Raw genomic sequence first — 25,839 nt, 5'->3', positions numbered from 1 at the left:
AACCTTCATTCCTTCTTATTTACAAAAGATAATAACCACTCATCATAGCTTGCTAATGCATCTTGATCGTCTATGTTAATATAATATTTAACATTAGAGAGCTCAGCTAAAGTGTTTTTATCAGATTCAGTTCGATACACGAGTACTTTATTAAAATCCGCTTCTTTAAAACCTTCAACTAGAATAATGTTACTGTCTATTGTAACAGACTGACTGATGATTTCATCCAAACTTTGTTTAGCAGTTCTTGTGACGCTTTGTTGATATTCATATCCTTGCACGATACTTTGATCTGCACCAGCATCAAAATGTTTCATATGATCTACATTGGATTGTTGCAAAGTAATATCGTGTTCACTCTGGTGCCCGTGATGTTTGATTGTCGCCACCATATAATGATGTTCCTTCAATAACTTCACTGAATGTTGGACGAGTGTCGTTTTGCCTGAATTTTTCAACCCTACAATTTGTAAAATCATACGAACGCATCCCATTCATATGTTTGAGATTCGGTTAATATTACATCGACTGTATAGCCTTGCTGATGTCCTCTAGACCCTCCAGGTAATACCATAATACAATTACTGTGGGCAATCGCGACAACTGCACTCGATTTATTAAATCCAGCCGGTTTCACGGTCATTTGTTTACCATCAAATGTCGCTTGAGCACGAACAAATCGCATAAATGGATTTGCTTTTTTAAAGTTATCCATTAAAGTTGCTTGTACTACTTGTGGGAAACGCTTATGTGCCCCCATCATAGACAGAACTGCAGGCTTAACAAACAACTCAAATCCAGTAAAGCAGGCAGATGGATTACCTGACAGACCAAATAAATATTTACCTTGAGCTACAGCAACTGTCGTCACACTACCAGGTCGCATTGCTACTTTATTGAACAATACGTTTGCATCTAATGCTTCATAAATCTGTGGTAAATAATCAAAATCACCTACTGATACCCCGCCTGTCGTAATAACGATATCATGTTGCTTTAACGCTTCAGTAACACGTTGAATAGAACTTTCTAAATCATCTTGTTGTATTTTATAAGTGCTACAAGGTAAGTCTAACTTTTTACATAATGCAGCTACCATAGGACCATTTGAGTTTCTAATCTTTCCAGGCTCTAATTCATCTTCTACATCTAACAACTCACTACCAGTTGCTATAATAGCCACGCTCGGTCTTTTAAAAACTGGTATCTCTGTATAACCAAATGTTGCTAATACTGCTATTGTTCCGGCATTGATGTGTTGACCTTTTTCTAAGATCAGGTCACCTTGTTGCGTTTCTTCACCCTTAAAAGAAATATTTTCATTACGATTAAAAGGTTTACGAATCGTGAAACTTTGATCGCCTTCGACTGTCTGTTCTAACATAACGACTGCATCTGCACCTTCAGGAACCGCAGCACCTGTCATAATACGCACTGCTTCTTGCTCCCCTACGACTTTTTTCGAAACGTCACCAGCACCAATATGATCAATGACATTAAATTCAACTCGGTTGTCACCACTCGCATTTAAAGTATCAACACTGCGAAGTGCAAAACCGTCATACGGTGATTTGTTAAAACGAGGAATATCATGAGTTGCTACGATATCTTCTGCTAAAATATAATTTAAGCTTTCATTTAATGAAACCTCTATGGTCTCTGATTGAATATCTTCATTTACGATACGTTCTATTGCATTTCCTACGGGTAGTGGCGTTCTTTTCTCAACTGGCATCAAAACTGCTCCTTTCGTGTTATAATTTATATTAAAATAAGGAGGTATTCTTTTGACTGAATTCACACATATCAATCAACAAGGTAATGCGAAGATGGTCGATGTTTCTAGTAAAGAAGTTACGAAACGAATTGCCGTTGCACATTCAGGCATTACTGTAAATCCAGACATATACCAACAGATTGTTCAACATACAAATGATAAAGGTAATGTATTAAATACGGCTCAAATTGCTGGCGTTATGGCAGCGAAGAACACTTCAAATATGATACCTATGTGCCATCCTTTACCGCTAACCGGCATTGATGTTGTATTTGATTGGAAACAAGCATCCGAATCTTACGTTTTAAATATTGAGGTCACTGTATCCACTACCGGCAAGACAGGTGTGGAAATGGAAGCTTTAACTGCTGCCTCTGTTACAGCTTTAACGATTTACGATATGACGAAAGCACTCGATAAATCAATGGTTATCGGCGAAACTTATCTGCTATCAAAAAGCGGTGGTAAGTCTGGTGACTATACGAGAACAACAGACTAATCTTCATCAATATATATAAATGATTATTTCCTAATTTCTGAGATGAGATGGTTCACTTCTGGTATGATTAATCGATTCATCGCTAATTTTATTGCGCCTGTAGATCCAGGTAAGCAAAAGATAAGCTTATCTTTAATTGTGCCACCAATAGCTCTTGAAAGCATTGCACGTGAACCAACATCTTCTACATAACTTAAATACCTAAAGAGTTCACCAAATCCTTCTATCTCTTTAGTTAAATAAGGTTCAATCGCTTCAATCGTAACGTCTCTTTCGGCAATACCTGTGCCTCCTGTCGTAATAATTACATCGACATCTTGGGCAAGCCATTCTTGAAGTTGCTGCTGAATAGCATCTATCTCATCCTTCACTATGACATAATGTATCTCGGAATCTACAGTCATGTCGCTTTCAGATAGAAGGTTTTGTATCAATTGTCCCCCTTTATCTGTATTAACGTCCCTCGTGTCAGAAATAGTAAGCACTGCACATTTAATATTTCTCTTTAATGTTTCATTATGATGCATAAGTCCACTCCTCTACCCAAATAATTTATTGATTAAGGTCGTTGCTTGTTGCGGATTCGTCATACCATGTATTAAAAAACGCCCCCCTTTAAAGTAAACGATGCGATGATGATTAAAGTTAAAATGTATCATATAATGATTAGAACGATATTGAATATGACGTTGATATAAAAATGTTTCCAATATTTCCCAGGTAATATTGTTGTTTTCATATTGTACCGTATCTCTACCACATAAACTCGCATATTGACGCTTTGCTTCATTTAAATATGGAAATGTGGGTGACTCTCCACATGTGGCACACTCGTTTCGTTGAAGTTTACTAAAACCAAATTGAAAGTGTTCACCCTCCCATATGTCACCGTATGTTACTTTAGGTGTAAAACTTTGATGCGTTAATATTTTCATAGCATCACGAACTTGTAGACTGGTCGTCATCGTTACAGCAGGATGAATTACCCCCACTGTATCACATGTGACATTGATTGTTGGTAGTTGAGGAACTAAACAATTAAAACATGGTGTTTCACCAGGGATAAATGCTGCTTCAATATATGTACTTTGTACAACTCCACCATAAATCCACGGTGTGTGTTGTTGATATGCAAAGTCATTTATTAACTGACGTGTTTCAAAGTTATCTGTCGCATCTATAATAAGTTGAACATTTTGAGCATAATTCTCTAGAAACCACCGGTCCATATTTCCAATATGAGCTTCAATGCTTACGTCTTCACGTATAAGCTTTAATTTATTCTCAGCAGCAATCACTTTAGGCAAAGCTTGGCGAGCATCACGTTCAGTAAATAAAGTTTGTCTTTGCAAGTTGCTTTCTTCAATATAATCACGGTCAATCATCGTTAAATGACCGATACCTGCTCTTACTAAACTTTCGGCAACATGCGTTCCTAAGGCTCCCATGCCTACAATCAATACACGTGCGTCCATCAGTTGTTGTTGCCCATGTTGACCTATATGTTTAAACAACGTTTGTCTAGAATATTTATCACTCATCGCAATTAATTCCCCTCTCAATCATTATATTCATTATAAAACTTGCACATTTATGTAACAATGGTTTACACCTGTTCTAGCAAAATCATTAAAAATTCCCAAAAGGTTGATGTATATTTCTTAGTCATTGCATCAAATGAAAAAACAAAGTAATATCTAAATAAATAGTTGAATTTGGGTGTACAGTTGTTTCATAATCATTTAAAATTGTAAGTTGCAACTATAATAATATTTTTTAAAAGTCACAACATAAAATGTAAATGTAACAATCGTTTTCTATCAATTAATTAAAAGGTAACTAAACATATACAATGCAATGGAGGTGAGATTGTGGGACGAGCAAAAGATTATACAGAGCAATTAGATATAGCTAAAGATATAGTTATAAACTCAATTGGAGAAACAATGGATTTGTATGGTGTTAATCGTAGCGTAGGTAATCTATATGGAACGATGGTATTCGAACACAAGAGCATGACATTAGACGAAATGCGCAATGAACTACAAATGAGTAAACCTAGCATGAGCGCTGGGGTAAAAAGATTACAAGAATTTGATGGAGTCAAACAAGACTTTATACGAGGCAGTCGTAAACAGCATTTTACCGCTGAAAAAGATTTCTTTACTTTCTTTGGCAACTTCTTTTCACAAAAATGGGAACGTGAAATTAAATTAAATTTAGAAGCAATACATAAAGCTGAAGATATACTAAATCCAATCGTACAATCTGACTCCACATCGACAGAAATTAGAGAGGAAGCAACCAAATTACTGACTCAAATTGAACATTCAAAAACGTATTATGCTTGGCTTTCAACATTAAGCAATGCATTAGCGACAGGTGAAATATTCAAAGCTTTTCCGATACCAGAAGACAATGCATAATGTCTGCCTATATATAAAGAGCAAAACGTTGAAATCTAATTAAATTGTTAGATTTTAACGTTTTGCTCCTTTTTTAATTCAAATTGAGAATAAGATATATTAACGTGATACCTCAAGATCAATGATTTCGTGTGCTAATGATTGTGCCTCAAATTTCGAATGCGTAACGAAAATGATTGGAATTTGCCACTGTTCAAAAATATTACGTACAAGCGAGATACTTTCATCTTTTGTATCATCATCTAAACTTGAGAATGGTTCATCTAACAGTACTAAGTCGGGCTTGGTACTTAACGTCCTTGCTAATGCAACACGTTGCGATTCCCCGCCTGATAATTGACGTGGATATTGCTCACTTAATTCAGCAATGTTGAGCTGATGCATGATATTTTCAATATGATCGCTATGTTGAGCCATGAACGTAATATTCTGATAAACTGTCATATTTGGAAAGAGTTGATAATCTTGAAATAAATAGCCGATGTTACGCTTTTGAATCTTCACTTCTTTATTATTTTCCGTATCAGTTAATGTTCTATTATTTAGATTTAAGTAACAAGCGTTAGCTCGTTTTAAACCAGCTATAATATTTAAAATTGTAGTCTTCCCTCTTCCGGAACGACCTTTGATTGCATATATTTTCGGGGTAGTATCCTTTATGTTTATAGAAAGTTGATAGTTATTGAGTTCATGTTTTAATTTGAGTTCAATCAATTATCTGTCCTCCTGATACGGTGCTTTATTCAATGCATTGATGGTGCCTATAACAGTAATTGCAAATGCTACCAATACAACAACCCATAACCAGGCTTGATTTTCCTTACCTTGTTCCACTAAAAAGTATATTTCTAATGGTAAAGTGTTCGTTTTATGAGGGATGTAACTTGCCACCATAAGCGTAGCCCCAAACTCCCCTATAGCCCGCGCAAAACTCATCATAATACCTGCGAGCATTGACCTTTTCGATAAAGGTAGAATTATTTTCAAAAAAATCTTACCTTCACTCGCCCCCATTGTTCGAGCTGTATTCAACATCTTCTCATCTATATTTCTAAATCCTTGAACTGTATGTTGATACATTAATGGAAAGCTTACTATGACTGATGCAATGATGGCCCCGACCAATGTAAAAACCACAGGTAAATGCAAAATATGTGCAAAGAAAAAACCAATGGGACTATGAGGTGAAAATACAATTAACAAGATAAACCCCATTACTGTCGGTGGTAAAACGATGGGTAACACGATAACACTCTCGATTAATCTTATTAACCACCCACGTCGATGATACAAGCATTTCGCGATTAGTATACCGAATAATGTAACTATGATTGTGCTAATAATTGCCACCTTTAAAGAAATCCAAAACGGTGTAATATCCGGCATCTTGTTACCCCCTATACCTCAAAGTGATATTTTTTCAAAATCTTTTTAGCTTGCTTAGACTTTAAGAATTGCATCCACTGTTTGCCCATTTTTTTATCCGATACCGTTGCGCCTTCATATTTAATAGGCTGTTTTAATGATAAATGATCAATGACTTTAACTTGGTTTGAATTGTTGCGCTTACTTTGATAATAATCTGTTTGATAAACATATCCAAGCTGTGCGTTACCTTTTTCAACATAATTTAACACTTGTCTAACGTCTTTAGCGAACACTAATTTCGGTTGAACTTGTTTGTATAAATGATGGTTTGTTAAATATTGCTGTGCATACTTACCTGCAGGGACTGACTTAGGTTCACCAATAGCTAATTTATCTTCTTGTTTTAAAGACTTCACAGATTTATATCTCGTATCCTTTTGACCAATTAAAACAAGTTTATTTTGAGCGTATATAAATTTATTATTGGCTTTACCTTTGAGAGCATCTATATCTTTCGTGTTCGCTGACATAAATACATCTACGGGAGCGCCATTTTTAATTTGTTGTCTAAGTGAACCTGAACCACCGTAGTTAAATTCTATGTTGACGCCTTTATGTTGCTTCTCGAAAGCTTTTTCTAATGCTTTAGTCACATCAGTTAAGCTTGCAGCTGCTGCTATATGTAATGTGTGTTTATCGTCATTTGATGTTTGAGACTCGTTCTTTCGGGGCATTTCACAACCTGCTACCGTTGAAGAAATTAACCCTAAAGTTATAAAAGCTGTTAATAATCTTTTTTTCATAAACATTAACTCCTTCTTCTCTATTATATGACTCACTGTTTAAAAACAAAAGTGCAAGCAACCTCCTCATCTTTGTTTAATATGAGGAATGCGATAAAATAGAATTGAAGATGAAATGGGGTTATAAAATGAATGAAGACGTACAGAAAAACAAACCTATCATTAGATACGAAAACGGTGAACTTAAAGAAACGACAGACCACTATGTAACCGAATTTCCATTAACGATTAATGTCAACGGCGAGGAATTTGCTACAGTTATTTGTAGCCCAAACCATTTAGAAGAACTTGTGTTAGGTTTTTTAGCTTCTGAAGGCGCAATTTTAAAAAGAGACGATTTACAATCTATACAAATAGACGATAGTAAAGGGTTCGCACACGTAAAACTCACACACCCTCTTGGGGAACGTTTTGAATATTCTACCAAACGTATGATTGCTTCATGTTGCGGAAAAAGTCGTGCATTTTACTTTCATAATGATGCAGCTATCGCTAAAACTTCTATGACCAAAATGGCAATTCAACCGCAACAAGTCATCAATATGATGGAACAACTACAGAAAGCGAGTAGGATATTCAAACAAACAGGTGGCTTGCATAACGCGGCTATTTCAGATGCTGATGCATTTTTTGAACACAGACAAGATATCGGCCGTCATAATGCTTTAGACAAATTGTATGGATATTGTATTCAAAATCATATTCCTGTGAGAGATAAAATTTTAATATTTAGTGGACGTATTTCTTCTGAAATATTATTAAAAGCTTCAAAAATTGGGGTCGGCATGATTCTTTCCAAGTCAGCACCAACAACGTTAGCGGTCGAACTCGCACACGATTTGAACATTACGGCAATTGGTTTTATAAGAGACGGTCACTTTAATATATATAGTCATCCAGAACGCATAAAAGAAAGCGGGAACGAAATCTAAATATAGATTTCTAATTCCCGCTTATTAATTAAATTATTATAGTAGGCATTTCAAAAATAGAGAGTTACATAATTAAACCATTTCTTCATTAACGATTTGATAGCAACGACTCACGAATCTATACCCCTGCTTTATATACATATTGCGCGCACTATCTTGTCCATCTGCAATAAGGATAATTGTCTTATTACGATCAACTTGAGCTACAAAGCTTTGCATCGCACTACCTATACCTTGACGCTGGTAAGGCTCAAGTACCCCAAACCCATCAATTTCAATAAATTGATGGGAGCTAATCATATCCAATATCCCTACAGGGGTACCATCTTTATATGCGACAATTCGTGATTTTGCATCTTTATCAAAGTCTGTATAAATTCGAGTAACATTATTTTCAGTAAATGTTTCGCCAAAAGGCAATGAAAATTGGCGAAATACATCTATATAATCGTCTAAATTGTTAGAAGTTACATATTCTATATGTACATTTGAATTATGTTTCAGTTTTAAATGATTAGCTTTAATCGCGTAAAGTTCCATGAGACCTATTTCAAAGCCATGTCCTTTAATTGTGTCAATCCAATCATGATTAAGTGATTCATTTTCAGGAAAGGTAAATGCCAGATGATTCGAATGTTGAGACAAATGTAATGTTAATTGGTATTCCAAATCGTGCTTCCATTTAGTTAATGAAGGCATTTGATGATAAACCCATTTATTAGCATCAAAAACGTCTGGTTCATCTGGTGTTAAGTATATTGTTTCACTTTCATTTTTAGAATATATTTGTCCTTGCTGATAAATATCTTTCATACTTATCATATTGGCATCACCTTTTTAAATAGTTACGATTATTTAAGTAATTGTTGGAAACGTGTGTGATTTAATAAAATATTTCCTACAACACTTGCTATAATCGCTTTAACAACGTCTCCTGGTATAAATGCTAGTGAAAATGTGATTGATTTAGTAAATGGTAAGTTGGTAATCATTCCCATAATAATCGTACCAACGATATCTAACATTAATACTCCAATGACTAACGTTGCACCAAGTAATATAATTAAATTTATTTTATTATAATATAAATCTCTCACTAAACCAATGAGATACGCAACGACAGGATATAAAAATAAAAATCCAGCTGATGGGCCTGCAAAAGAACCGATACTTCCGCGACCACCTGATAATAACGGTAGACCAGCAGCTACGAGTAATAGGAATACAATTACACTGAGCGTACCATATTTACGTCCGAGTAATATCCCAGCTAAAAAGATACCAATATTCTGTACTACAATAGGTACAGGCATAAATGGCAACGGTATCGATGGGACGAAACCTAAGACCGCTATAATCGCTGTCATAAGTGCTGTAAAAATCAAATTTTTTGTTGTCATATTTATAAACCTCCTCAATTTCATGATTATACCACCAATGTAAACATATAAAAACAAAAAGTTTACATTTGATGGGAAAAACTTTTCTTTTTCATAAAATAACATACTTCTAGTATAAATTATTAAATTTTCGTGCACCTGTGCCCTTAGGGGGCTCATCTCAAAAAAGAACCTAAGACAACACAACTGTCTTAGGCTCTATGTTCCCATTTATATTAATAACATAATTACACTGATAATCTATTTTATAATTTTATTTCAACAACTTTTTCTTCAAGTCAGTTCTCATATGTTCTAATGTATATGGATCATTATACCAATATGTTTCTGCTTGAACTTTGACTACATGATCTTTCTTAACAGCAGGAATGTTATTCCATAAGTCTGTTTTTTCATATGAAGGTTTAGCTTTACCCTCACTTGTAGAAACGATATAGTCACCAGCATAATCTGCAATTTGTTCTTGTTTTATTTCTTTCCAACCATCTTTTTTCACAGCTTTTTCTAATTTAGATGGCATTTTCAAACCGAATGCTTGATATAAAACTTCGCCTCCTCGACCCCAGTTAGAGCCGTATGTGTAAAGCTTTTTATCGAACTCATCAAAGATGGAAACTGTAGCGTCAGACCCAATTTTATCTTTGATTGCTTGACCATCTTTTTTAGTTTTAGATTCCCATTCAGATTTCCATTTTTTAACTTTGTCTTCTTTTCCTAATAATTTACCTAATTCTTCTTGTTGGTCTAAATATTTATGTTTAGCATAATCATAAGGTACAGTTGGGGCAATCTTTTTATACTTCTTAATATTTTTATCTGTAGAAAGTACGACGATTAAATCAGGTTTCTTTTTCGCTACCTTCTCTACATCGTTGTCACCTATTTTTTCTACACCTTTAAATTTATTTTTAAGTATTTTACTGTTATCGACTTGTTTGTTAACAGCTACAATGTTACCACCTAGGTATTTAATACCACCTGCATAACTTGGTGCTACCACTGCAATACGTTTAGGGTGCTTAGGCACATCTACAGATTTCCCGTTATCTAATTTATATGACTTAGTTTCTGCCTTGCTATCTTTTGAGCCGCTATCCGATTTATTACCGCATGCTGCTAAAACTAATACTAAAGCAATTAACGGAATTAATAATTTTCTCATTATGTCTCCTCCATTGAAAATGATTATCAGTTAATAAAGATTATATAGATAAATTTGAAAATTGACAATAAGAAATTTGAAAATTGATAGATATTTCATTAGTAACAATAGAAAGCGAACATATTAATGAGTGATTCAAATAGATATTATTTTAAAATAAAATCCCTTACCTTTGTTTTTAGGTAAGGGTTTATTTGTTCTATATATTTTTGTAAAACATAGTAAATTGTCAAAATGATAAGTTTCTCTCTATTATTTTAAAACAATCCTTGAACTGACTTAGCAATATTCGTGTACGCCATATCTTCCATCGGTGGATTATGAATGCCCGCACGCATATCACGGTAGTAACGTTGTAAAGGTCGTTCCATTTCAAGGCTCTTAGCACCAACGATACGCATTGCTAAATCGATAACTTCTAATCCTTGATTCATTACTAGAACTTTACTTGCAGATGTTTCATTCCACAATTGTTGCGGTTCAGAAGTATGATTATACATCGCAGCTGTACTCCACAAGAAATGTCTTGCTGATAACAATAAAGATTCCATCTTACCTATATTTTGTTGAACTGTTGTTATTTCACCAATTGTTCCATCAATACTATTTGGGCTATATGATTTTGCGAAATCTATAGCATAGTCTCTAGCAGCTTGTGCTATACCTAAATAAACGCTAGGAATATGAAGAATCCAACCATTTGGTTTTTTTCCACCTTCGCCACGGATTTCAACAAAGTTTTCTTTCGGAATTCGTACGTTATTAAGTACTAAATCATGACTTTCAGTCGCACGCATACCAATCATATTCCAGTTATCTGCAATTTCAACACCTGGCATATCTTTTGTTATGAGATAATAGCCCACTTTTTCTAAAGCTTGATCATAAGCACTTACGACAAAATGTGTGAGTCCTTTACTCATAGAAGTAAATGTCTTCACACCATCTACAACGATTTCACCGTCTTGTTCTACAGCATACGTTGCAGGTCTACCACCACGTGTAGGACTTCCAGTGTCTGCCTCGCTAATAGCTCTATTAACTAATGCGCCTTCTTTAATTTCCTTAGCAAATTGATCTAGCATGTCTTGTTCCCACATTTGTTGCTCATACAATTGTCCAACGACGCTAAGATGCCACCCAATTGATAAAGCAGTGGCACCGTCAATCGCACCTAAATAGGTTTGAAGGATAACCATATCTTCGACTGTAGCACCTTCACCACCATATGCTTTAGGTAGAGTAAGTAATGTGTACCCTTCTTTCACTAACCATTCAATATTTTCATAAGGGAAACGTGAATGAACATCATTGTATTCCGCTTTTTCTTTAAACTGATCTTTAATCGAATCGAATTTTTCTATCCATTTCTTTTGAATATCCGAATGTATTAACGCGGAATATTTCAAAACAATCACCTCATCGTTAACTTTATATAAAATTATTTAATCTTAGTTTAACACTCAACTTTTATGAAATAAAGTTAAATTCCTTTAATCCCTACTTTACCGATAGGATATATTGTGATACTTTTTATATATTAGAAAATGGGGGCAAATAGAATGATTACTGTAAATAACCTTATACACAAATATAAATCAAATACAACGCTAAACGATGTGAGCTTTTCACAAGAAAAAGGGACAGTGACTGCAATAATCGGACCGAGTGGATCAGGGAAAACCACTCTATTAAGAACTTTAAATGGGCTTGCAATGCCAGAATCTGGAACAATACAAATTAGTAATCAAATATTTGATACTGCAAAACATAGTAAAAAAGAAGTGACCCAATTACGCCAAAAATCAGCGATGGTCTTCCAAAATTATAATCTATTTAAAAATAAAACAATTCTCGAAAATATCACTGAAGGCCTTATATATGGGCAAGGACATAATAAAAAGGAAGCAGAAGAAATCGCTTTATCTTATTTGGATCGCGTTCATTTAACATCACATAAAGATAAATACCCAATACAACTATCAGGAGGGCAAAGTCAACGTGTTGGTATCGTACGTGCCTTAGCGCTCAATCCTGAGGTGCTGTTATTGGATGAACCGACTTCTGCACTCGACCCTGAATCGATACAAAGTATTCTTAAGCTAATTAAATCAATTGCTGAAGAAGGTATGACAATGGTACTCGTTACACATGAAATACAATTTGCAAAAGCAATTGCGGATCAAATTTTATTTATTGACGAAGGCAAAATCATTCATCATGGCACGCCTAATGAGGTGTTAGAACAAACAGACTCAGATAGAATCCATCGTTTCTTAAATAAAGTAGGAACGGAGCGTGAACTATAGTGACAATAAGAAAATGGTTCATGATTGCATTATTTTTAACAATGATTATCACTTTAACAGCCTGCAATTCTCAGGATGATCAATCTGGTAAAGGTCATAAAAAAGAAGTTAAAGTTGCATTATCTGCTGAAGTCAATCCACCCTACCTTTATACAAATAAGAAAAATGAATTTGTCGGCTTAGATATGGATTATATGAAAATGTTAGAGAAGAAATTGCCCCAATATGATTTTAAATATGAAGTGGGCGAAGAAGAATCTAATTTAGTTGGTATCGGCTCCGGTAAGTTCGATATGGGTATCAACTGGTTCTTCAAAACTCCTGAACGTGAGAAACAATTTCTTTATCAAGATGTCCCATATAGTTACGCATTACCGTTATTAGTCGTTAATAAAGATACAAACAATATCCATAGCTTAAACGATTTACCAAATAAAAAGTTAACACCAATGGCTCCAAGTGGTGGGTTATATTCTATCTTAACGCAATATAATAAATCTCATGATTCAAAAATTGATATAGATACAATCCAAGAACCTTCCAATGGTGATAGTTTAAAAATGGTAAGTCAACAACGCCGTGATGCAATGTTCTTAAATTGGAATACTTATACTGCAATACAAGAACAAATTAACGCCGATGTTAAAATTGGAGGCATCGTTAAGAAAGAACCGCTTCATATTGTCTATAATAAAAAACAACAAAAATTACATGACGATATTGATAAAGCGACTCAGGAGTTAAAAGACGAAGGGAAGTTACAAAAACTTTCTAAAAAATATTTCGATATTAACATCTTCGATAGTCTAGAAGATATAAATAAAAATAAAGATAAATTGGAGGTGGAATAATGTCAAATTCAGTAAACTGGCCAGACTTATTTGCACAAGTTTTACAACAATTACCACTAACATTATTGATGATTATTATTTCACTTATCTTTGCTATTATAATCGGATTTATATTAGCTACGATCCGTATTAAAAAAATAAAAATACTTTCACCTATCGTACGTGTATACATTTCATTCATTCGAAGCACACCACTGTTAGTACAATTATTTTTAGTCTATTTTGCTTTACCTCAAGTGTTGTTACTCATTCATATAGATATTAATCATTTTAGTAGATTATTTTTCGTGATTCTAGCTTTTTCATTGCATACAGGTGCTTATTTATCAGAAATTATTCGTGCTGGTTTTCAATCTGTCGAATATAGTCAAATTGAAGCAGGACTATCGGTAGGTTTATCTTATCCAAGAATTTTAAAAGATATCGTTATTCCGCAAGCATTACGCAATAGTATACCTAACTTAACGACTCAAATTATTGAACTCGTCAAAGATACTTCGCTTGCATTTACAATTGGTATTATTGATATGATGGGTCAAGTTAAATTGATTATCGGAAATAATTATGGTTTAGGCATGCTAGAAGTCTATATTGTAATTTCAATTATTTATTGGATGATCGCACTTATTATACAAGGTGTCTTTACACTAATTAATAAACGCGCTCAGAAACCATATCAAGTATAGGAGGTGCATAGCAATGTCATTTTTATTATATACAGTGACCGAGGTAATCAAAGGTGTGCCTAAAACTTTAGCTATTTCAATCGTAGCGATGGTAGTGGGGCTTGCGATAGGTACACTATTTGCAATCATTCGTGTTAAACGTATTCCTGTATTATCACAACTTATCGTAATTTATAATTCTTTTTTCAGAAGCACTCCATTAATTGTACAATTATTTTTAGTTTATTATGGTCTGCCTGCACTGATTCTCACGTTGAATAGTAAGTTGCATTTGTCAATTAACCCTGATTTGTTTCCACCGTTAGTGATAGCCTTTATCGTCTTTTCTTTCCATGCAGTAGCATATTTAAGCGAAGCAATTAAAGGTGGTTTGCAATCTGTGGATGATGCTCAAATCGAGGCTGCCCAAACTGTAGGGTTATCCAAGTTCAACATATATAGAAGAATCGTGTTACCTCAAGCCTTTGGTTATGCACTTCCAAATATTGAAAATCAATATATCATGTTATTAAAAGGAACTTCTCTCGCTTTTGCAATTCAAGTTACAGAAATCATGGCGATCAGTCACGTGATTGCAAATGAAGGCTACCGATTTGTAGCTGTCTATTCAGTGGCAGCAATATTCTACTGGTTGTTAGCGGCGATATTCGAATTTATCTTTAATAAACTTGAACATAAAACGACCAAACATTTACAACCAACTTCATAAACATAAAAAAACAAACTGTTGAACTGATATAAATTAGCAACAGTTTGTTTTTATTTATATTAAGCTAAGCTTTCAGCATATTTTCTTTTTAGTGCATAATATCTTTTTACTTTTTTAGGCATCGCACCATGTTGTAATTCATCTTTCGTCATGATTGGATAATTTTTAAAGGCAAGTGAACCAACGTAGCCACAAATTGCACTAGAGGCTGCACACATTCCAGCGACAAGTAATACCGTTCCTGGGTGGTTAAAACCAAACATGACCATAAAGCCAGCTATCGGTGTCGCAGTTCCTGTGGCATCATTAACAAGGCCAAACATTGCGATAATTACACCAGAAATTGCCCCACCAACAAAGTTCGTGACGTAGACCGGAATTGGATTTGCTGTAACAATATCAGCTTGTGACAATGGTTCTATCGCTACTGAAATTGTTGTCTTACGATCACCAAATTTCATACGTTTAAAGAACACGTAGTTCATGAATGATGATGCGAAAACCGCTAAAGCACCAATTGCCATCGGAGTGCCTGTCAGACCTAATAAAGCAGTTAAAGCCATTGAACTTAATGGCGCTGTTGCAACGACTGTTACAATACCACCTAAGACTATACCCATCAGTATCGGACTTGACGTTGTTGACTCTTTAATAATGTTCCCGATTTGTACTAACGTCGCATCAACGAGTGGCGTTGTACCCATTGCAATTAAACGTGTCAACGGAGCAACAACGATAATAGCTGCAATTAAATCTAAGCCATCTGGCACCTTCTCTTCCATCCATTTCATACCAAAACTCATTATGTATCCGGCAACAAATCCAGGTAGTAAATCCATATTGCCACATGCAACTGCGATAACAAATGCGTATACTGGAGATACTCCCATCGCTAACGCTACAAGTCCTGCAGCTGCTACACCACCTAATCCACCTGCTGCTTCTCCTAATTTACCTAAGAACGTTAATCCAAACAAATCTCCACCGACATACTTGTGAAATGCTTCAACAAGAAATGATGCGATAGCAGCGTTTGCTAATGCACCCATTGCTTTTCCGCCATTAGGTGCCTTATTCGTAAACAACGTAAACAAACATAAAACACACCCTAAAAAAATAACCCCTATGATTAAATTCATAAAAAACCCCTTCTTTTTTTATACATTTTGTATGCGCTTTCATTCTACAAAAAGAAGTATAGCATATTTCAATAAGTATTAAAATTAAATATAAATGGAATATTTCATTTTTTTAAAAACTTATCAATCTTTTAATACTTTTTATTAGAGATTTACATTTTTTGCAGTTGCATTTGTAATGATTCAATTGTTTGTTCAATGCGCTTACGTTGTTCATTACTAACGTTTACTACGACTGCACGTTCATCCAAGTCACTTCTTGTTTTACTTAAATAGTCCATTTTAATTAGCTTTTGTAATGCTTTTGTTAGGTAATAAGGCTTTAAACCTGAATACTCGGCTATTGTTTTTGCTGTAATGTTATTATCTTCAGTTTGATAAATGTAGTTTAAAATAAAAATTTCTTCGTAATTCAACTTATATTCGTTTTTTGATAGTTTAAAAAATTGTTTCCCTTGCTGGAATACTGTGATTAAATCATTTAATGTTTCAAAATTATTGCGTTTCATAAAATCACTCCTTGTGTTATTTCTTGTTGTTTTTATAAATAATAATAAATAAAAACGATAAGATACATTTATACTAAACCACTTTATGCTATTAGTTCAATAAAATGAACTATGCAAAATCTGAATAATTACCATTCATTTATTAATGTTTAATTTTATTTTCCAATTTTTAATGTTTAGACACTTGTTTTATTACTAAATTGTTCAAAATTTTAATTTTTAATATCCATACATGTAACAATCGTTTTCTATTTTATGCAATTTTTATCTGATAACTCGGGATTAATTATTAAACACGCCTGCACCCTTGTAAATAAATATTTAATATAAAAAACGATGGTTTCTACTTCTCTCCATAGAAACCATCGTTTTCTCTTAATCTGAATACAAATGTCTCAGACTTATTTTACTGTATAAATTTATTTTTTCTTACAATCTAAAGTGTCTAGGAAACTTAATGCAGCTAAACCAAGTAAATCTAAAGCATGTTTCGCACCTGCTTTACCGTGGCCTGCTTCAAAGTGTTTAAATGCTGCCATTCCTAATACACCAAATGTAAATATTGAGCCTAAACGAGATAAGTTTTTACTTGCAAAACTGAATGTGAAAAACAGTGCAGCTAATGCTTCTAATGCACCTGCTAAAGGTACAGAATTTGAAGGCATATTGAAGACATTTTCGAATGTATCTTTCATGCCTTGGTCACCTTTTAATTTAGGTTTTGAAGCTCCATATAATTCTTTAGCTAACTTTAGATTTGTTAAATAACGTAAAATCATTTACATACTCTCCTTCTCTTTATCCTCAAAATATTTATCTACAATAGGTTTTACACGTTTTGCCAAGAGTTCAATCGTATTTATTGTTTTTTCATGAGGCATTGAACCAACAGGAGTGTGTAGCATAAATCGTGTAATCCCTAATGTTTCAACAGTATCAATTATTTTTTGCGCAACTGTTTCAGGACTACCTACATATAAAGCACCATTAGGTCCCAGCTCTCTTTCAAAACTGTTCTCACTATATGGAGGCCAACCTCTTTCACGCGCTAAGACATCATGACTAGCTTTAACTGAAGGGAAGAACTCTCTTCTTGCTTGTTCATCTGTTTCAGCAATATAGCCCCATGAATGTACTCCAATTGGTAATTTATCTACGTCATGTCCGTACGCTTCAGCGTTTGCTTTATAAACGTCAACGTGTCCCTTGAAACGTTTTGGGTCTCCCCCTATGATCGCATAAGTTATTGGTAATCCTAAAGCCCCAGCTTTTAAAGAAGATTCTGGAGTACCGCCAGTTGCTATACTGATTGGAATTGGTCCAAACTCTGATCTTGGATAAACGCCTAAACCTTCAATTGAAGGTCTAAAATGCCCTTTCCAATTTACAACTTCATTATGATTGATGTGCGTTAACAAATCAATTTTTTCATTGAAAAGCTCATCATAATCATTAAGATTGTAACCAAATAATGGGAATGATTCAATAAATGAGCCTCTACCTACAATGATTTCTGCTCGTCCATTCGAAATTGCGTTTAATGTTGAAAAACGTTGATACACCCTAACTGGATCATCTGAAGATAATACAGTAACAGCACTACTTAATTTAATATTATTAGTAGTTCGAGCTGCAGCAGATAATACTGATACCGGATCTGATACTGCATAATCAGGTCGATGATGTTCTCCTAACCCATAAACATCTAGACCATTACGGTCTGCTACTTCTATTTCTTCTATAATATTTCTAATTCGTTCTCCTGCAGTGATCGCGTCAGAACGTCCTTCATCAGTATAAATGTCACTGTTATCCGCAAAAGACGTTAAACCAAGTTCTATTCTCATGACACTTTCCTCCTTAATCAGTATAATTTTTATACCAATATCGTAATCCTTTTTTTATTCCTTGTCAACTACTCAGATTTTCTCTTCAATTTAGCTAAAAATTGTCTGCTTATAATAGGAAATTATTTTGAGCAGAGGACGATATAATTAAATGCATTTCAATAACAAATTACACTCATGCATTAGAACTTGAAATATTCTGTTATATTACAAAAACGTAATACTGTTGAGAATTACCAGTAACTAAACACTATCAAAACATTGATATTATGCACTTTTTAAATTGTGACATTTAACTGTTATTTGTTACATATACACATAATTTATTAGAACTAAATTACAAAATGATAACATCCCACACAAACATAAAAATTTTTGGTAGAGTATTGCTTGTCGTTAAAACAACGAAAAATATTAAAGTTAGTCATTTGAGACTGGGAATAAATTTTTATCTATTTTAGGAGGATATTTAACAATGAAAAAAATCGCTACAGCTACAATCGCTACAGCCGGAGTCGCTACTTTTGGTTTTGCACAACACGAAGCAGATGCAGCAGAAAATAACAATGGTGGATACAACCCTAACGACCCAACATCATATGAATATTCATACACAATTGACCAACAGGGACAATACCACTACTCATGGAAAGGTAACTGGAGTCCAAATTCATTAAACCAAGGTAGTCAAGGTTATAGCTACAATAACCAACAAGCTACACAATCACACAGAAATAACTATTCACAAGAATCTTATACTGCTAATAATAATCACAGCAGATCTTATAATAATCACAAAGTTTCAAATAACAATTATTCAGTAAGTACAACTAACGCACCATCAAGTTCATCTAAATCAACAAATTCAACTCGTTCATCAAGTTCATCAGTATCACTTTCAAGTGCTTCAGGTTCATCAACTAACCTATACACTGCTGGTCAATGTACCTATTATGTATATGACAAAGTAGGAGGAAAGATTGGTTCAACTTGGGGTAACGCTAATAACTGGGCTAGCGCAGCATCAGCAGCTGGTTACACAGTAAATAACACGCCTTCATCAGGTTCTATTTTACAAACAAGTGCTGGTGGATATGGACATGTTGCTTACGTTGAAAATGTAAATAGTGACGGTTCTGTTACTGTTTCTGAAATGAACTATGGTCAAGGGCCTGGAGTTGTAACTACACGTACAATCTCTGCAAGCCAAGCTTCAAGCTACAACTACATTCACTAATCTTTAATTAATAATATAAAGATAGCCGATTCAAAAGATTTAAGCTTTTGAATCGGCTTTTTATATATTCTCTCATTATATACGAAAGATAGTTCCCTAAATAAAACGGTTCTATATTGTACCTCGCTACAAAATCCAATATAGAACCGAGATAAGTAATAGAAGGATATTTAAATCTACATCTATTTATGAATATTGATGAACATTATTGTCCCTAGAAAAATCGCTACAAAAATCCTAATGACATTAGTAATTCATCTCATCTAATCTATATTTATCCTTAATTGATGTTTTTAAACTTTTAATAGGTATTTAAAATAAGTTGTTTTTAATTACTTTAATAGTTTCATTTAAGGTATATCTCATATTTTTGAATATTTTATTGTTTCTTTTTCTTTATGCCTATACCAGTAAAGCCATAAATGATAGCGAATATCACACATAAATAACAAGGCACTGCCCATATAAAGAACTGACTGAAGTTAACACCGAGTTGTTGTGTATAATATATTCCTGAAGTTCCCCATGGAATCAGTGGTATAATCATTGTTCCTGAATCTTCAAGTGTTCTTGATAAATTTGTACGATCTAAATCCATTTTGTCGTACATATCCATTAATAATACACCCACAATGATAATGACTACTGAAGCAACACCTGCTGCAAGCACCATAATCAAACTGGCAATGACTGTCGTTAATATTAATTGTCCTGTACTATTAATATTTTTAGAAATAGATTTTAAGATGACGTCTAAACATCCTGCACGTTCAATGATACCGGCAAAGGCATAACCACAAAATATCGTCACTACGATTTGTGTCATGCTCATCATACCGCCTTGTTCAATTAAAGTGACAGCCTTATCAGATAAGCCTCCAGCACCTAAAGCGTCTTTCGGTACCATACCTTTACTAAAGCCATCAAACGTTGCCTTAAACCCATCGACTATTTTGAAACCGTTATTGAAAGTACCTACGATGATAGCACTTAAACTTGAAATCAGCATTGCGGGTACTGTATTCATTTTAAAAAGTAAGCAAACGATAATTACGATTGCAGGTATCCAAACAAAGATGTTTATATTATATATTTGAGATAATTCATGTAACATCGATTTTATTTGTGAAGATTTCGCGCTGCCACCATGTTGACTACCTGCGATAAACCAAACTATGATGCCGACTAACGATGCGGGTACCGTCGTCCAAATCATCGCTTTAATATGTGAAAATATATTCACCTTAGTCACTAATGCTGCTAAATTTGTAGTGTCTGAAAGTGGCGACATCTTATCTCCAAAGACTGCCCCGGCAATGATAGCACCTGCTACCATACCTTCACTTAAGCCTAGATTCGTACCGATAGCCATTAAAGCGATACCAGCTGTAGATGCTGAACCTCATGCAGTTCCAGTAGCTACAGAAGTTAATGCACAAATGATAAATGCAGATACTAAAAAGATATTAGGATTTAGGAATTGTAATCCATAATAAATTAATGCTGGTACCGTGCCAGAATACATCCAAGTACCTACTATTATTCCGACAGAAAGTATAATGAAAATCGCTGGCATAGCTGTTGCCAAACGTTTCGTAATCCCTTCTTCCAAATCATTCCACGTTAATCCTACGCGTTTAGCAATCCAAGCAGCATACGCTGATGCTAAAATAAGTAATGGCTGAATTGGAATTTCAAATCCTACAAATCCTGTTATAACAATTATAATCATTACAATAATTGTAGAAATGGATTCTAGAAAAGTAGGTTGCCTTGTATGTTTAGTCATACTCAATCCCCCTATAAAATTTTTGCTCGTTTAAGTTTAAATTAATCTAAACCTAATTTATCAGTCCCTAATTCTTCAACAGTCAACCCTTCTTCAAAGAAATCTCTTTCTAATATTGTTGACGCAATAATGATGATAGCATCAATATTCGGTGTTGGCACCCCGATATTTCTGCCCAAACTAGACCATAACACAAGACCGTGGGCGATATCTTCAGTAAGATAACGATTTTTCACTTTATTTGGCCCTTTAATTTGTGAAAACACTGGACTTTCATTAAATAGTCTATTTAATGGTTCATCTTCGTCTTGTTCTTCTAAATAACCACGTTCAATACGTGCTTCCTTAGCAGGGGATAATTCAAATCCTAATTTACGACCTAATGTTAGACGTTCTAATTCTACAGCATGTAATAAACGCACCGTATGTTTAGTAATACCTTCAGCATATAAAGAAAATTCTTTCGCATAATCGATACGTCCTACATTTAATAACGTAGGCCCAGGGTGAACTTCTGGGTTACCATTTTCTAAGTTTGTTTTTAATAAACTTTCTTCCTTCACTATATGTGGATACATTTTTTCTACTTTATCGAACGTCTCACTTAGTGATTCTTTATCAAATGTTGTGAAATAAACCTTTTTAACATTTAGTGATAGATCTATTTGCGCTTTATCAAATTGCACGCGTGTCCCATACGTTAAAGTATTCATTTCTGCATATATAGGTTTCACATCTATATGCATATCTTCAAGTACATTCATAAAGCGTATTGAGCCCATAGCAGCTGCCATATTGAATAAGATTATTTGGTCATTACTAATATGAGGCGCCATCATGTAAGCGTAATGCTCAATAAATGAAGAAGGAATAACTACTTGTACAATTTCAGCATCTTCTAAAACATATTCCATGTCATCGCTGATATTAGTAAATTCAACAAATGATTCTTCCCCTTCATTATTAAACGTAAATCCACCTTGTTTCATGGCTTCGTCAAACTTATGTATTGATTGATTTCGACAGTATAATTTAACTTCGTGCCCTTTTGAAATCATATCTACTGCAGCAGTTACTGCGCCGTTCCCAGAGCCGACAATTGCAATTTTCATAGTCCTTCCCTCTTTCCTTAATAAAAAATTAATTTCTATGTATCCCTATATTCTATAGCCTATTAGGCATGCAGTAAACAACGAAATAGTCAATTAGATGGAGGTTTTACACACGATTTAAATTACAATAATTTAATAAAATATTGAAAATATTATGTTACAATGTTTAATAAACAAGGAGGAGTCAATATATGAATGAATTTGATACTAAGAACCCATCTCAAGCAATACAGAATCAACCAACTGATGACGATCGGTTAATGGCAGCATTAATATACGTTTCAAGTTTTTTTGGAAGTTTCATAGCACCTTTAATAATTTGGATAATAAAAAGGGATGAATCCACATTTATTGATAGAACAGGTAAAAACTATTGGAATTTCTTTATTTCTTATTCAATCTGGCTAACGATTTCTACATTACTAATGTTTATTCTAATTGGAATTATCATTGCACCAATCATAGCAATTTTAATGTTTATTTTTACAATTGTCGGAGCAATTAAAGCGTATCAAGGTGAAGATTACCTGCCACCACTTTCAATTCCATTCTTCAAATAATTTGTACTCAAAATATTGCGATTTTTTACAAGCTCTGTAATATTTAAAATAAAAAATATGCGTGGCAACATCGTTATTTCCCAGTTCAATGCCAATGATTAAGTTGTAGACGCACTGTAACCTCTCATACTTTTATTACAAAGACATGAGAGGTTTTTTTAATTGTTTTACAAAGTTATAACATCCCCCACAAATGATTATTTATTTGTTAGAGTGTAACTTGTCGTAAAAAAGCACGGAGAAATCATTGATTATTTATATAAATATAAATGCTTAATCTTAATTGGGAGGACTTTTAAAATGAAAAAACTATTAACAGCTACTACTTTAGTGGCAGGTTTAGGCGCAGCAGCAGTGGGATTAGATCATGGTAACGAAGCACACGCGGCAGAAACTACAAATGAAAGTGGATCATCAATTGCAGATGGCAACTTATATACTGAAGGTCAATGTACTTGGTATGTATATAACCGTGTTGGTGGAAAAATCAGTACACTTTGGGGAAATGCAAATAATTGGGATACTGCAGCATCAGCAGCTGGTTATAAAGTAAACCACACACCTTCTGAAGGTTCAATCTTACAAACAGACTCAGGCCCTTATGGTCACGTTGCTTATGTTGAAGATGTTACGAGCAGTGGTGCCGTAAAAATTTCTGAAATGAACTATTCAGGTGGACCATTCGTAAAAAGTACTCGTACAATCTCTTCAAGCTCTGCTGATTCATATACGTATATTCACGTATAAGAATAATTTAAATATGTCTCTACAATAAAATAAAATCGCTACAATAATCCTATGTGTTAACTTGAAAAAGTATAACCGTAGGATTTTTATTTTGTATATACCATAGATTTCTTTCGTTTAAACATAATCTTAGCAATCTATACATATTAAAGTGCGTTTTTTTCAAATCAGCTTTATTGCAGGTTTCTATGACGTTTGAGAGAATATAGGATAGTGGAAAATAAGGAGGATGTACAATGCAATGGCTTAAAGTGATCTTCGCTGGTTTTATTGAGATAATTTGGGTTACAGGAATTAACACTGCAAATTCATGGTGGAGTTGGTTATTTGTCTTATTCGTAATTGCTTTAAGCTTTTACCTAATGATTTCTGCATGTAAACACCTCCCTGTAGGCACAGTATATGCTGTATTTGTAGGGATTGGTGCAGTAGGTACAGTCATTGTTGATATCGTCTTTTTTGGTGAGTCTTTCAATATCATTAAAATATCACTTATCATCCTGCTCGTTATCGGTATTATGGGCTTAAAACTGGCCACTGAGGAGGGCGATGAATAATGGCATGGATCATTCTCTTTGTAGCCGGCTTAATGGAAGTCGCTGGTGTCGTTATCTTAAATGAAATCACACGCACTAAAAAGAAATGGTTAGTTGTATTATTAGCAATCACTTTTATTTGTAGCTTTACTACTTTAAAAATTGCTATGAATGATATACCTATGGGGACGGCTTATGCAATTTGGAGTGGTATCGGTACAGCTGGTGGCACTTTAATTGGAATGATATTCTACAATGAATCGAAAGATCTAAAACGTATTTTCTTTATTGCGCTCATCATTGTTTCGATTATTGGTTTACGGTTAGTAAAATAACTTTTGAAACAGACGCATAAACATCTTTATACGAACCATTATTCGTTGTTACGCAAAGGGTAATTTACTATACTTTAAATAAAAGGAAGTGATTATCTATGGTAAAGGTTTATATTGCAGGTCAAATCCCTGAAATCGGCTTAAAATTATTAAAAGATCAGGGTTATGAAATAGAAATGTTCGATGGACAAGGCATTATCGATAAAGAAACTTTAAAACAAGGTGTCAAAGATGCAGATGTACTCGTAAGTCTTCTTTCAACCCAAGTAGATAAAGAAATCATTGATGCCGGTAAACAATTGAAGATTATTACAAATTATGGTGCCGGGTTCAATAACGTAGATGTTGATTACGCACGTGAACAACAAATAGATGTAACAAACACACCTAAAGCTTCTACAAACTCTACAGCTGAACTCACATTTGCTTTAGTTCTCGCAGTAGCTAGACGTATTCCTGAAGGTGACAAACTATGTCGCACGACAGGCTTTGATGGTTGGGCCCCATTATTCTTTAGAGGGCGAGAAGTTTCTTGTAAAACAATTGGAATCATCGGTCTAGGTGAGATTGGTAGTGCCGTAGCAAAACGTGCAAGAGCGTTTGATATGGATGTGTTATACACAGGTCCACATCAAAAACCTGAAAAAGAAATCGAAATTGGTGCTAAATATGTGGACTTAGAAACTTTATTAAAGCATTCTGACTTTGTCACTATCAATGCTGCTTATACACCTGAACTTCACCATCATATTGATGCTGAACAGCTTCAAATGATGAAATCGACGAGTTATTTAGTCAATGCTGCACGTGGCCCAATCGTGAACGAAGCCGCATTAGTAGAAGCATTAAAAAATAAAGAAATCGAAGGCGCAGCACTTGATGTCTATGAATTTGAACCTGAGATTACAGACGCTTTAAAATCACTAGATAATGTAGTGCTGACACCACACATCGGTAATGCTACATTTGAATCCCGCGATATGATGTCTAAAATTGTGGCAAATGATGCTATTCGTAAAATGAATGATCAACAACCGAAATACGTAGTAAATTAACAAATAAAAAGAGCGGGACGGAAAATCTTATTTTCTAGTCCTGCTCTTTTT

General features: G+C 34.2%; 29 protein-coding genes and 1 pseudogene. 13 read left to right on the top strand and 17 right to left on the bottom strand.

The genetic code is table 11. The annotated features are described in order from the left end of the window. Positions 1-5: 5 nt before the first annotated feature. Positions 6-479: a molybdopterin-guanine dinucleotide biosynthesis protein B gene (mobB, locus tag NGI30_RS01815; protein ID WP_251517949.1), complete on the bottom strand. Its 474-nt coding sequence runs from the start codon at positions 477-479 to the stop codon at positions 6-8. Continuing rightward, positions 476-1,735, bottom strand: coding sequence for a molybdopterin molybdotransferase MoeA (locus tag NGI30_RS01810; RefSeq protein WP_251517946.1), 1,260 nt, complete (start codon positions 1,733-1,735; stop codon positions 476-478). Before NGI30_RS01810 ends, mobB begins: the two co-directional genes overlap by 4 nt. 52 nt (positions 1,736-1,787) lie before the next feature. Between NGI30_RS01810 and moaC the strand changes: the two genes are divergently transcribed. Continuing rightward, the gene (moaC, locus tag NGI30_RS01805; RefSeq protein ID WP_251942560.1) at positions 1,788-2,276 is read left to right on the top strand and encodes a cyclic pyranopterin monophosphate synthase MoaC; all 489 of its coding nucleotides are present in this window, start codon (positions 1,788-1,790) and stop codon (positions 2,274-2,276) included. Between the two features lie 23 nt (positions 2,277-2,299). Here moaC and NGI30_RS01800 read toward each other — a convergent pair whose 3' ends face one another. Together NGI30_RS01800 and NGI30_RS01795 are read right to left on the bottom strand one after the other, a co-directional pair. Beyond that, on the bottom strand, positions 2,300-2,803 hold the full coding sequence (locus tag NGI30_RS01800) for a MogA/MoaB family molybdenum cofactor biosynthesis protein (RefSeq protein WP_251517941.1): 504 nt from the start codon (positions 2,801-2,803) through the stop codon (positions 2,300-2,302). A gap of 12 nt (positions 2,804-2,815) precedes the next feature. After that, positions 2,816-3,817: a ThiF family adenylyltransferase gene (locus NGI30_RS01795; protein ID WP_251517939.1), complete on the bottom strand. Its 1,002-nt coding sequence runs from the start codon at positions 3,815-3,817 to the stop codon at positions 2,816-2,818. Between the two features lie 330 nt (positions 3,818-4,147). Here NGI30_RS01795 and cudC point away from each other — a divergent pair, with 330 nt between their 5' ends. Continuing rightward, complete coding sequence (gene cudC / locus NGI30_RS01790; RefSeq protein WP_251517937.1) at positions 4,148-4,702, top strand: choline uptake/conversion transcriptional regulator CudC; 555 nt, start codon at positions 4,148-4,150, stop codon at positions 4,700-4,702. Positions 4,703-4,801: 99 nt separating this feature from the next. Here the strand turns inward: cudC and NGI30_RS01785 are convergent, their stop codons facing one another. Genes NGI30_RS01785 through modA form a run of 3 tightly spaced genes read right to left on the bottom strand, consistent with a single transcriptional unit; the run spans position 4,802 to position 6,873 of the window. Beyond that, complete coding sequence (locus NGI30_RS01785; RefSeq protein WP_251517935.1) at positions 4,802-5,416, bottom strand: ATP-binding cassette domain-containing protein; 615 nt, start codon at positions 5,414-5,416, stop codon at positions 4,802-4,804. Further along, entirely contained in the window at positions 5,417-6,088 is a 672-nt protein-coding gene (gene modB / locus NGI30_RS01780; protein ID WP_251517933.1) for a molybdate ABC transporter permease subunit, read from the bottom strand. It lies immediately after the preceding gene. A gap of 11 nt (positions 6,089-6,099) precedes the next feature. Continuing rightward, positions 6,100-6,873 carry a molybdate ABC transporter substrate-binding protein gene (gene modA, locus NGI30_RS01775; protein WP_251517931.1) on the bottom strand — a complete coding sequence of 258 codons (774 nt, stop codon included), beginning with the start codon at positions 6,871-6,873 and terminating at the stop codon, positions 6,100-6,102. A 128-nt stretch (positions 6,874-7,001) separates the two neighbouring features. Here modA and fdhD point away from each other — a divergent pair, with 128 nt between their 5' ends. After that, entirely contained in the window at positions 7,002-7,805 is an 804-nt protein-coding gene (gene fdhD, locus NGI30_RS01770; protein ID WP_251942558.1) for a formate dehydrogenase accessory sulfurtransferase FdhD, read from the top strand. A 72-nt stretch (positions 7,806-7,877) separates the two neighbouring features. Here the strand turns inward: fdhD and NGI30_RS01765 are convergent, their stop codons facing one another. The 4 genes from NGI30_RS01765 to NGI30_RS01750 all read right to left on the bottom strand — a co-directional run bounded on the left by NGI30_RS01765 (position 7,878) and on the right by NGI30_RS01750 (position 11,776). Further along, positions 7,878-8,627: a GNAT family N-acetyltransferase gene (locus NGI30_RS01765; protein ID WP_251517927.1), complete on the bottom strand. Its 750-nt coding sequence runs from the start codon at positions 8,625-8,627 to the stop codon at positions 7,878-7,880. A gap of 29 nt (positions 8,628-8,656) precedes the next feature. After that, positions 8,657-9,205 carry a biotin transporter BioY gene (locus NGI30_RS01760; RefSeq protein ID WP_251517924.1) on the bottom strand — a complete coding sequence of 183 codons (549 nt, stop codon included), beginning with the start codon at positions 9,203-9,205 and terminating at the stop codon, positions 8,657-8,659. Between the two features lie 253 nt (positions 9,206-9,458). Beyond that, entirely contained in the window at positions 9,459-10,367 is a 909-nt protein-coding gene (locus tag NGI30_RS01755) for an ABC transporter substrate-binding protein (RefSeq protein WP_251517921.1), read from the bottom strand. A gap of 257 nt (positions 10,368-10,624) precedes the next feature. After that, complete coding sequence (locus NGI30_RS01750) at positions 10,625-11,776, bottom strand: acyl-CoA dehydrogenase family protein (protein ID WP_251517919.1); 1,152 nt, start codon at positions 11,774-11,776, stop codon at positions 10,625-10,627. 153 nt (positions 11,777-11,929) lie between these two features. On the opposite strand from NGI30_RS01750, the gene NGI30_RS01745 reads away from it, so the two are divergent. Genes NGI30_RS01745 through NGI30_RS01730 form a run of 4 tightly spaced genes read left to right on the top strand, consistent with a single transcriptional unit; the run spans position 11,930 to position 14,922 of the window. Further along, entirely contained in the window at positions 11,930-12,676 is a 747-nt protein-coding gene (locus tag NGI30_RS01745; protein WP_251517916.1) for an amino acid ABC transporter ATP-binding protein, read from the top strand. 41 nt (positions 12,677-12,717) lie between these two features. Next, positions 12,718-13,527 carry an amino acid ABC transporter substrate-binding protein gene (locus NGI30_RS01740; RefSeq protein ID WP_251943907.1) on the top strand — a complete coding sequence of 270 codons (810 nt, stop codon included), beginning with the start codon at positions 12,718-12,720 and terminating at the stop codon, positions 13,525-13,527. Further along, the gene (locus NGI30_RS01735) at positions 13,527-14,213 is read left to right on the top strand and encodes an amino acid ABC transporter permease (protein ID WP_251517913.1); all 687 of its coding nucleotides are present in this window, start codon (positions 13,527-13,529) and stop codon (positions 14,211-14,213) included. The genes NGI30_RS01740 and NGI30_RS01735 overlap by 1 nt, the downstream gene beginning before the upstream one ends. A gap of 13 nt (positions 14,214-14,226) precedes the next feature. Beyond that, positions 14,227-14,922, top strand: coding sequence for an amino acid ABC transporter permease (locus tag NGI30_RS01730; protein ID WP_251942556.1), 696 nt, complete (start codon positions 14,227-14,229; stop codon positions 14,920-14,922). A 59-nt stretch (positions 14,923-14,981) separates the two neighbouring features. Here the strand turns inward: NGI30_RS01730 and NGI30_RS01725 are convergent, their stop codons facing one another. The 4 genes from NGI30_RS01725 to NGI30_RS01710 form a co-directional block, all read right to left on the bottom strand. Continuing rightward, positions 14,982-16,061, bottom strand: a complete 1,080-nt coding sequence (locus NGI30_RS01725) for a PTS sugar transporter subunit IIC (RefSeq protein ID WP_251942554.1) — start codon at positions 16,059-16,061, stop codon at positions 14,982-14,984. Positions 16,062-16,213: 152 nt separating this feature from the next. Continuing rightward, positions 16,214-16,570 carry a transcriptional regulator, SarA/Rot family gene (locus NGI30_RS01720; RefSeq protein WP_251942552.1) on the bottom strand — a complete coding sequence of 119 codons (357 nt, stop codon included), beginning with the start codon at positions 16,568-16,570 and terminating at the stop codon, positions 16,214-16,216. A gap of 419 nt (positions 16,571-16,989) precedes the next feature. Continuing rightward, positions 16,990-17,349 carry a hypothetical protein gene (locus NGI30_RS01715; protein WP_251517893.1) on the bottom strand — a complete coding sequence of 120 codons (360 nt, stop codon included), beginning with the start codon at positions 17,347-17,349 and terminating at the stop codon, positions 16,990-16,992. Then, on the bottom strand, positions 17,350-18,417 hold the full coding sequence (locus NGI30_RS01710; RefSeq protein WP_251517890.1) for an LLM class flavin-dependent oxidoreductase: 1,068 nt from the start codon (positions 18,415-18,417) through the stop codon (positions 17,350-17,352). A gap of 475 nt (positions 18,418-18,892) precedes the next feature. Between NGI30_RS01710 and NGI30_RS01705 the strand changes: the two genes are divergently transcribed. Then, positions 18,893-19,654 (top strand): CHAP domain-containing protein, encoded by a 762-nt coding sequence (locus NGI30_RS01705; RefSeq protein WP_251517886.1) that lies wholly within the window; start codon positions 18,893-18,895, stop codon positions 19,652-19,654. Between the two features lie 379 nt (positions 19,655-20,033). On the opposite strand, the pseudogene nhaC reads toward NGI30_RS01705, so the two are convergent. Together nhaC and NGI30_RS01695 are read right to left on the bottom strand one after the other, a co-directional pair. After that, positions 20,034-21,443 (bottom strand): annotated as a pseudogene (nhaC, locus tag NGI30_RS01700) (Na+/H+ antiporter NhaC). A 41-nt stretch (positions 21,444-21,484) separates the two neighbouring features. Further along, positions 21,485-22,555, bottom strand: coding sequence for an NAD/NADP-dependent octopine/nopaline dehydrogenase family protein (locus tag NGI30_RS01695; protein WP_251517883.1), 1,071 nt, complete (start codon positions 22,553-22,555; stop codon positions 21,485-21,487). A 191-nt stretch (positions 22,556-22,746) separates the two neighbouring features. Here NGI30_RS01695 and NGI30_RS01690 point away from each other — a divergent pair, with 191 nt between their 5' ends. The 5 genes from NGI30_RS01690 (at position 22,747) to NGI30_RS01670 (ending at position 25,788) form a co-directional block, all read left to right on the top strand. Continuing rightward, a complete protein-coding gene (locus tag NGI30_RS01690) occupies positions 22,747-23,115 on the top strand; it encodes a DUF4870 domain-containing protein (protein ID WP_251517880.1) in 369 nt (122 codons plus the stop codon). 300 nt (positions 23,116-23,415) lie between these two features. Then, on the top strand, positions 23,416-23,862 hold the full coding sequence (locus NGI30_RS01685) for a CHAP domain-containing protein (protein ID WP_251517878.1): 447 nt from the start codon (positions 23,416-23,418) through the stop codon (positions 23,860-23,862). A 236-nt stretch (positions 23,863-24,098) separates the two neighbouring features. Beyond that, positions 24,099-24,419 (top strand): DMT family transporter, encoded by a 321-nt coding sequence (locus NGI30_RS01680; RefSeq protein WP_251517875.1) that lies wholly within the window; start codon positions 24,099-24,101, stop codon positions 24,417-24,419. Then, the gene (locus NGI30_RS01675) at positions 24,419-24,733 is read left to right on the top strand and encodes a DMT family transporter (protein WP_251517873.1); all 315 of its coding nucleotides are present in this window, start codon (positions 24,419-24,421) and stop codon (positions 24,731-24,733) included. Before NGI30_RS01680 ends, NGI30_RS01675 begins: the two co-directional genes overlap by 1 nt. A gap of 98 nt (positions 24,734-24,831) precedes the next feature. Then, positions 24,832-25,788 carry a 2-hydroxyacid dehydrogenase family protein gene (locus tag NGI30_RS01670; protein WP_251942550.1) on the top strand — a complete coding sequence of 319 codons (957 nt, stop codon included), beginning with the start codon at positions 24,832-24,834 and terminating at the stop codon, positions 25,786-25,788. The last annotated feature ends 51 nt before the right edge of the window (positions 25,789-25,839 follow it).

It is taken from the genome of Staphylococcus sp. Marseille-Q5304 (assembly GCF_943737015.1).
In the GTDB taxonomy this organism is placed as follows: domain Bacteria; phylum Bacillota; class Bacilli; order Staphylococcales; family Staphylococcaceae; genus Staphylococcus; species Staphylococcus hsinchuensis.
The sequence above is the reverse complement of the archived record's forward strand: the minus strand, read 5'-3'. Positions and strand labels throughout refer to the sequence as shown.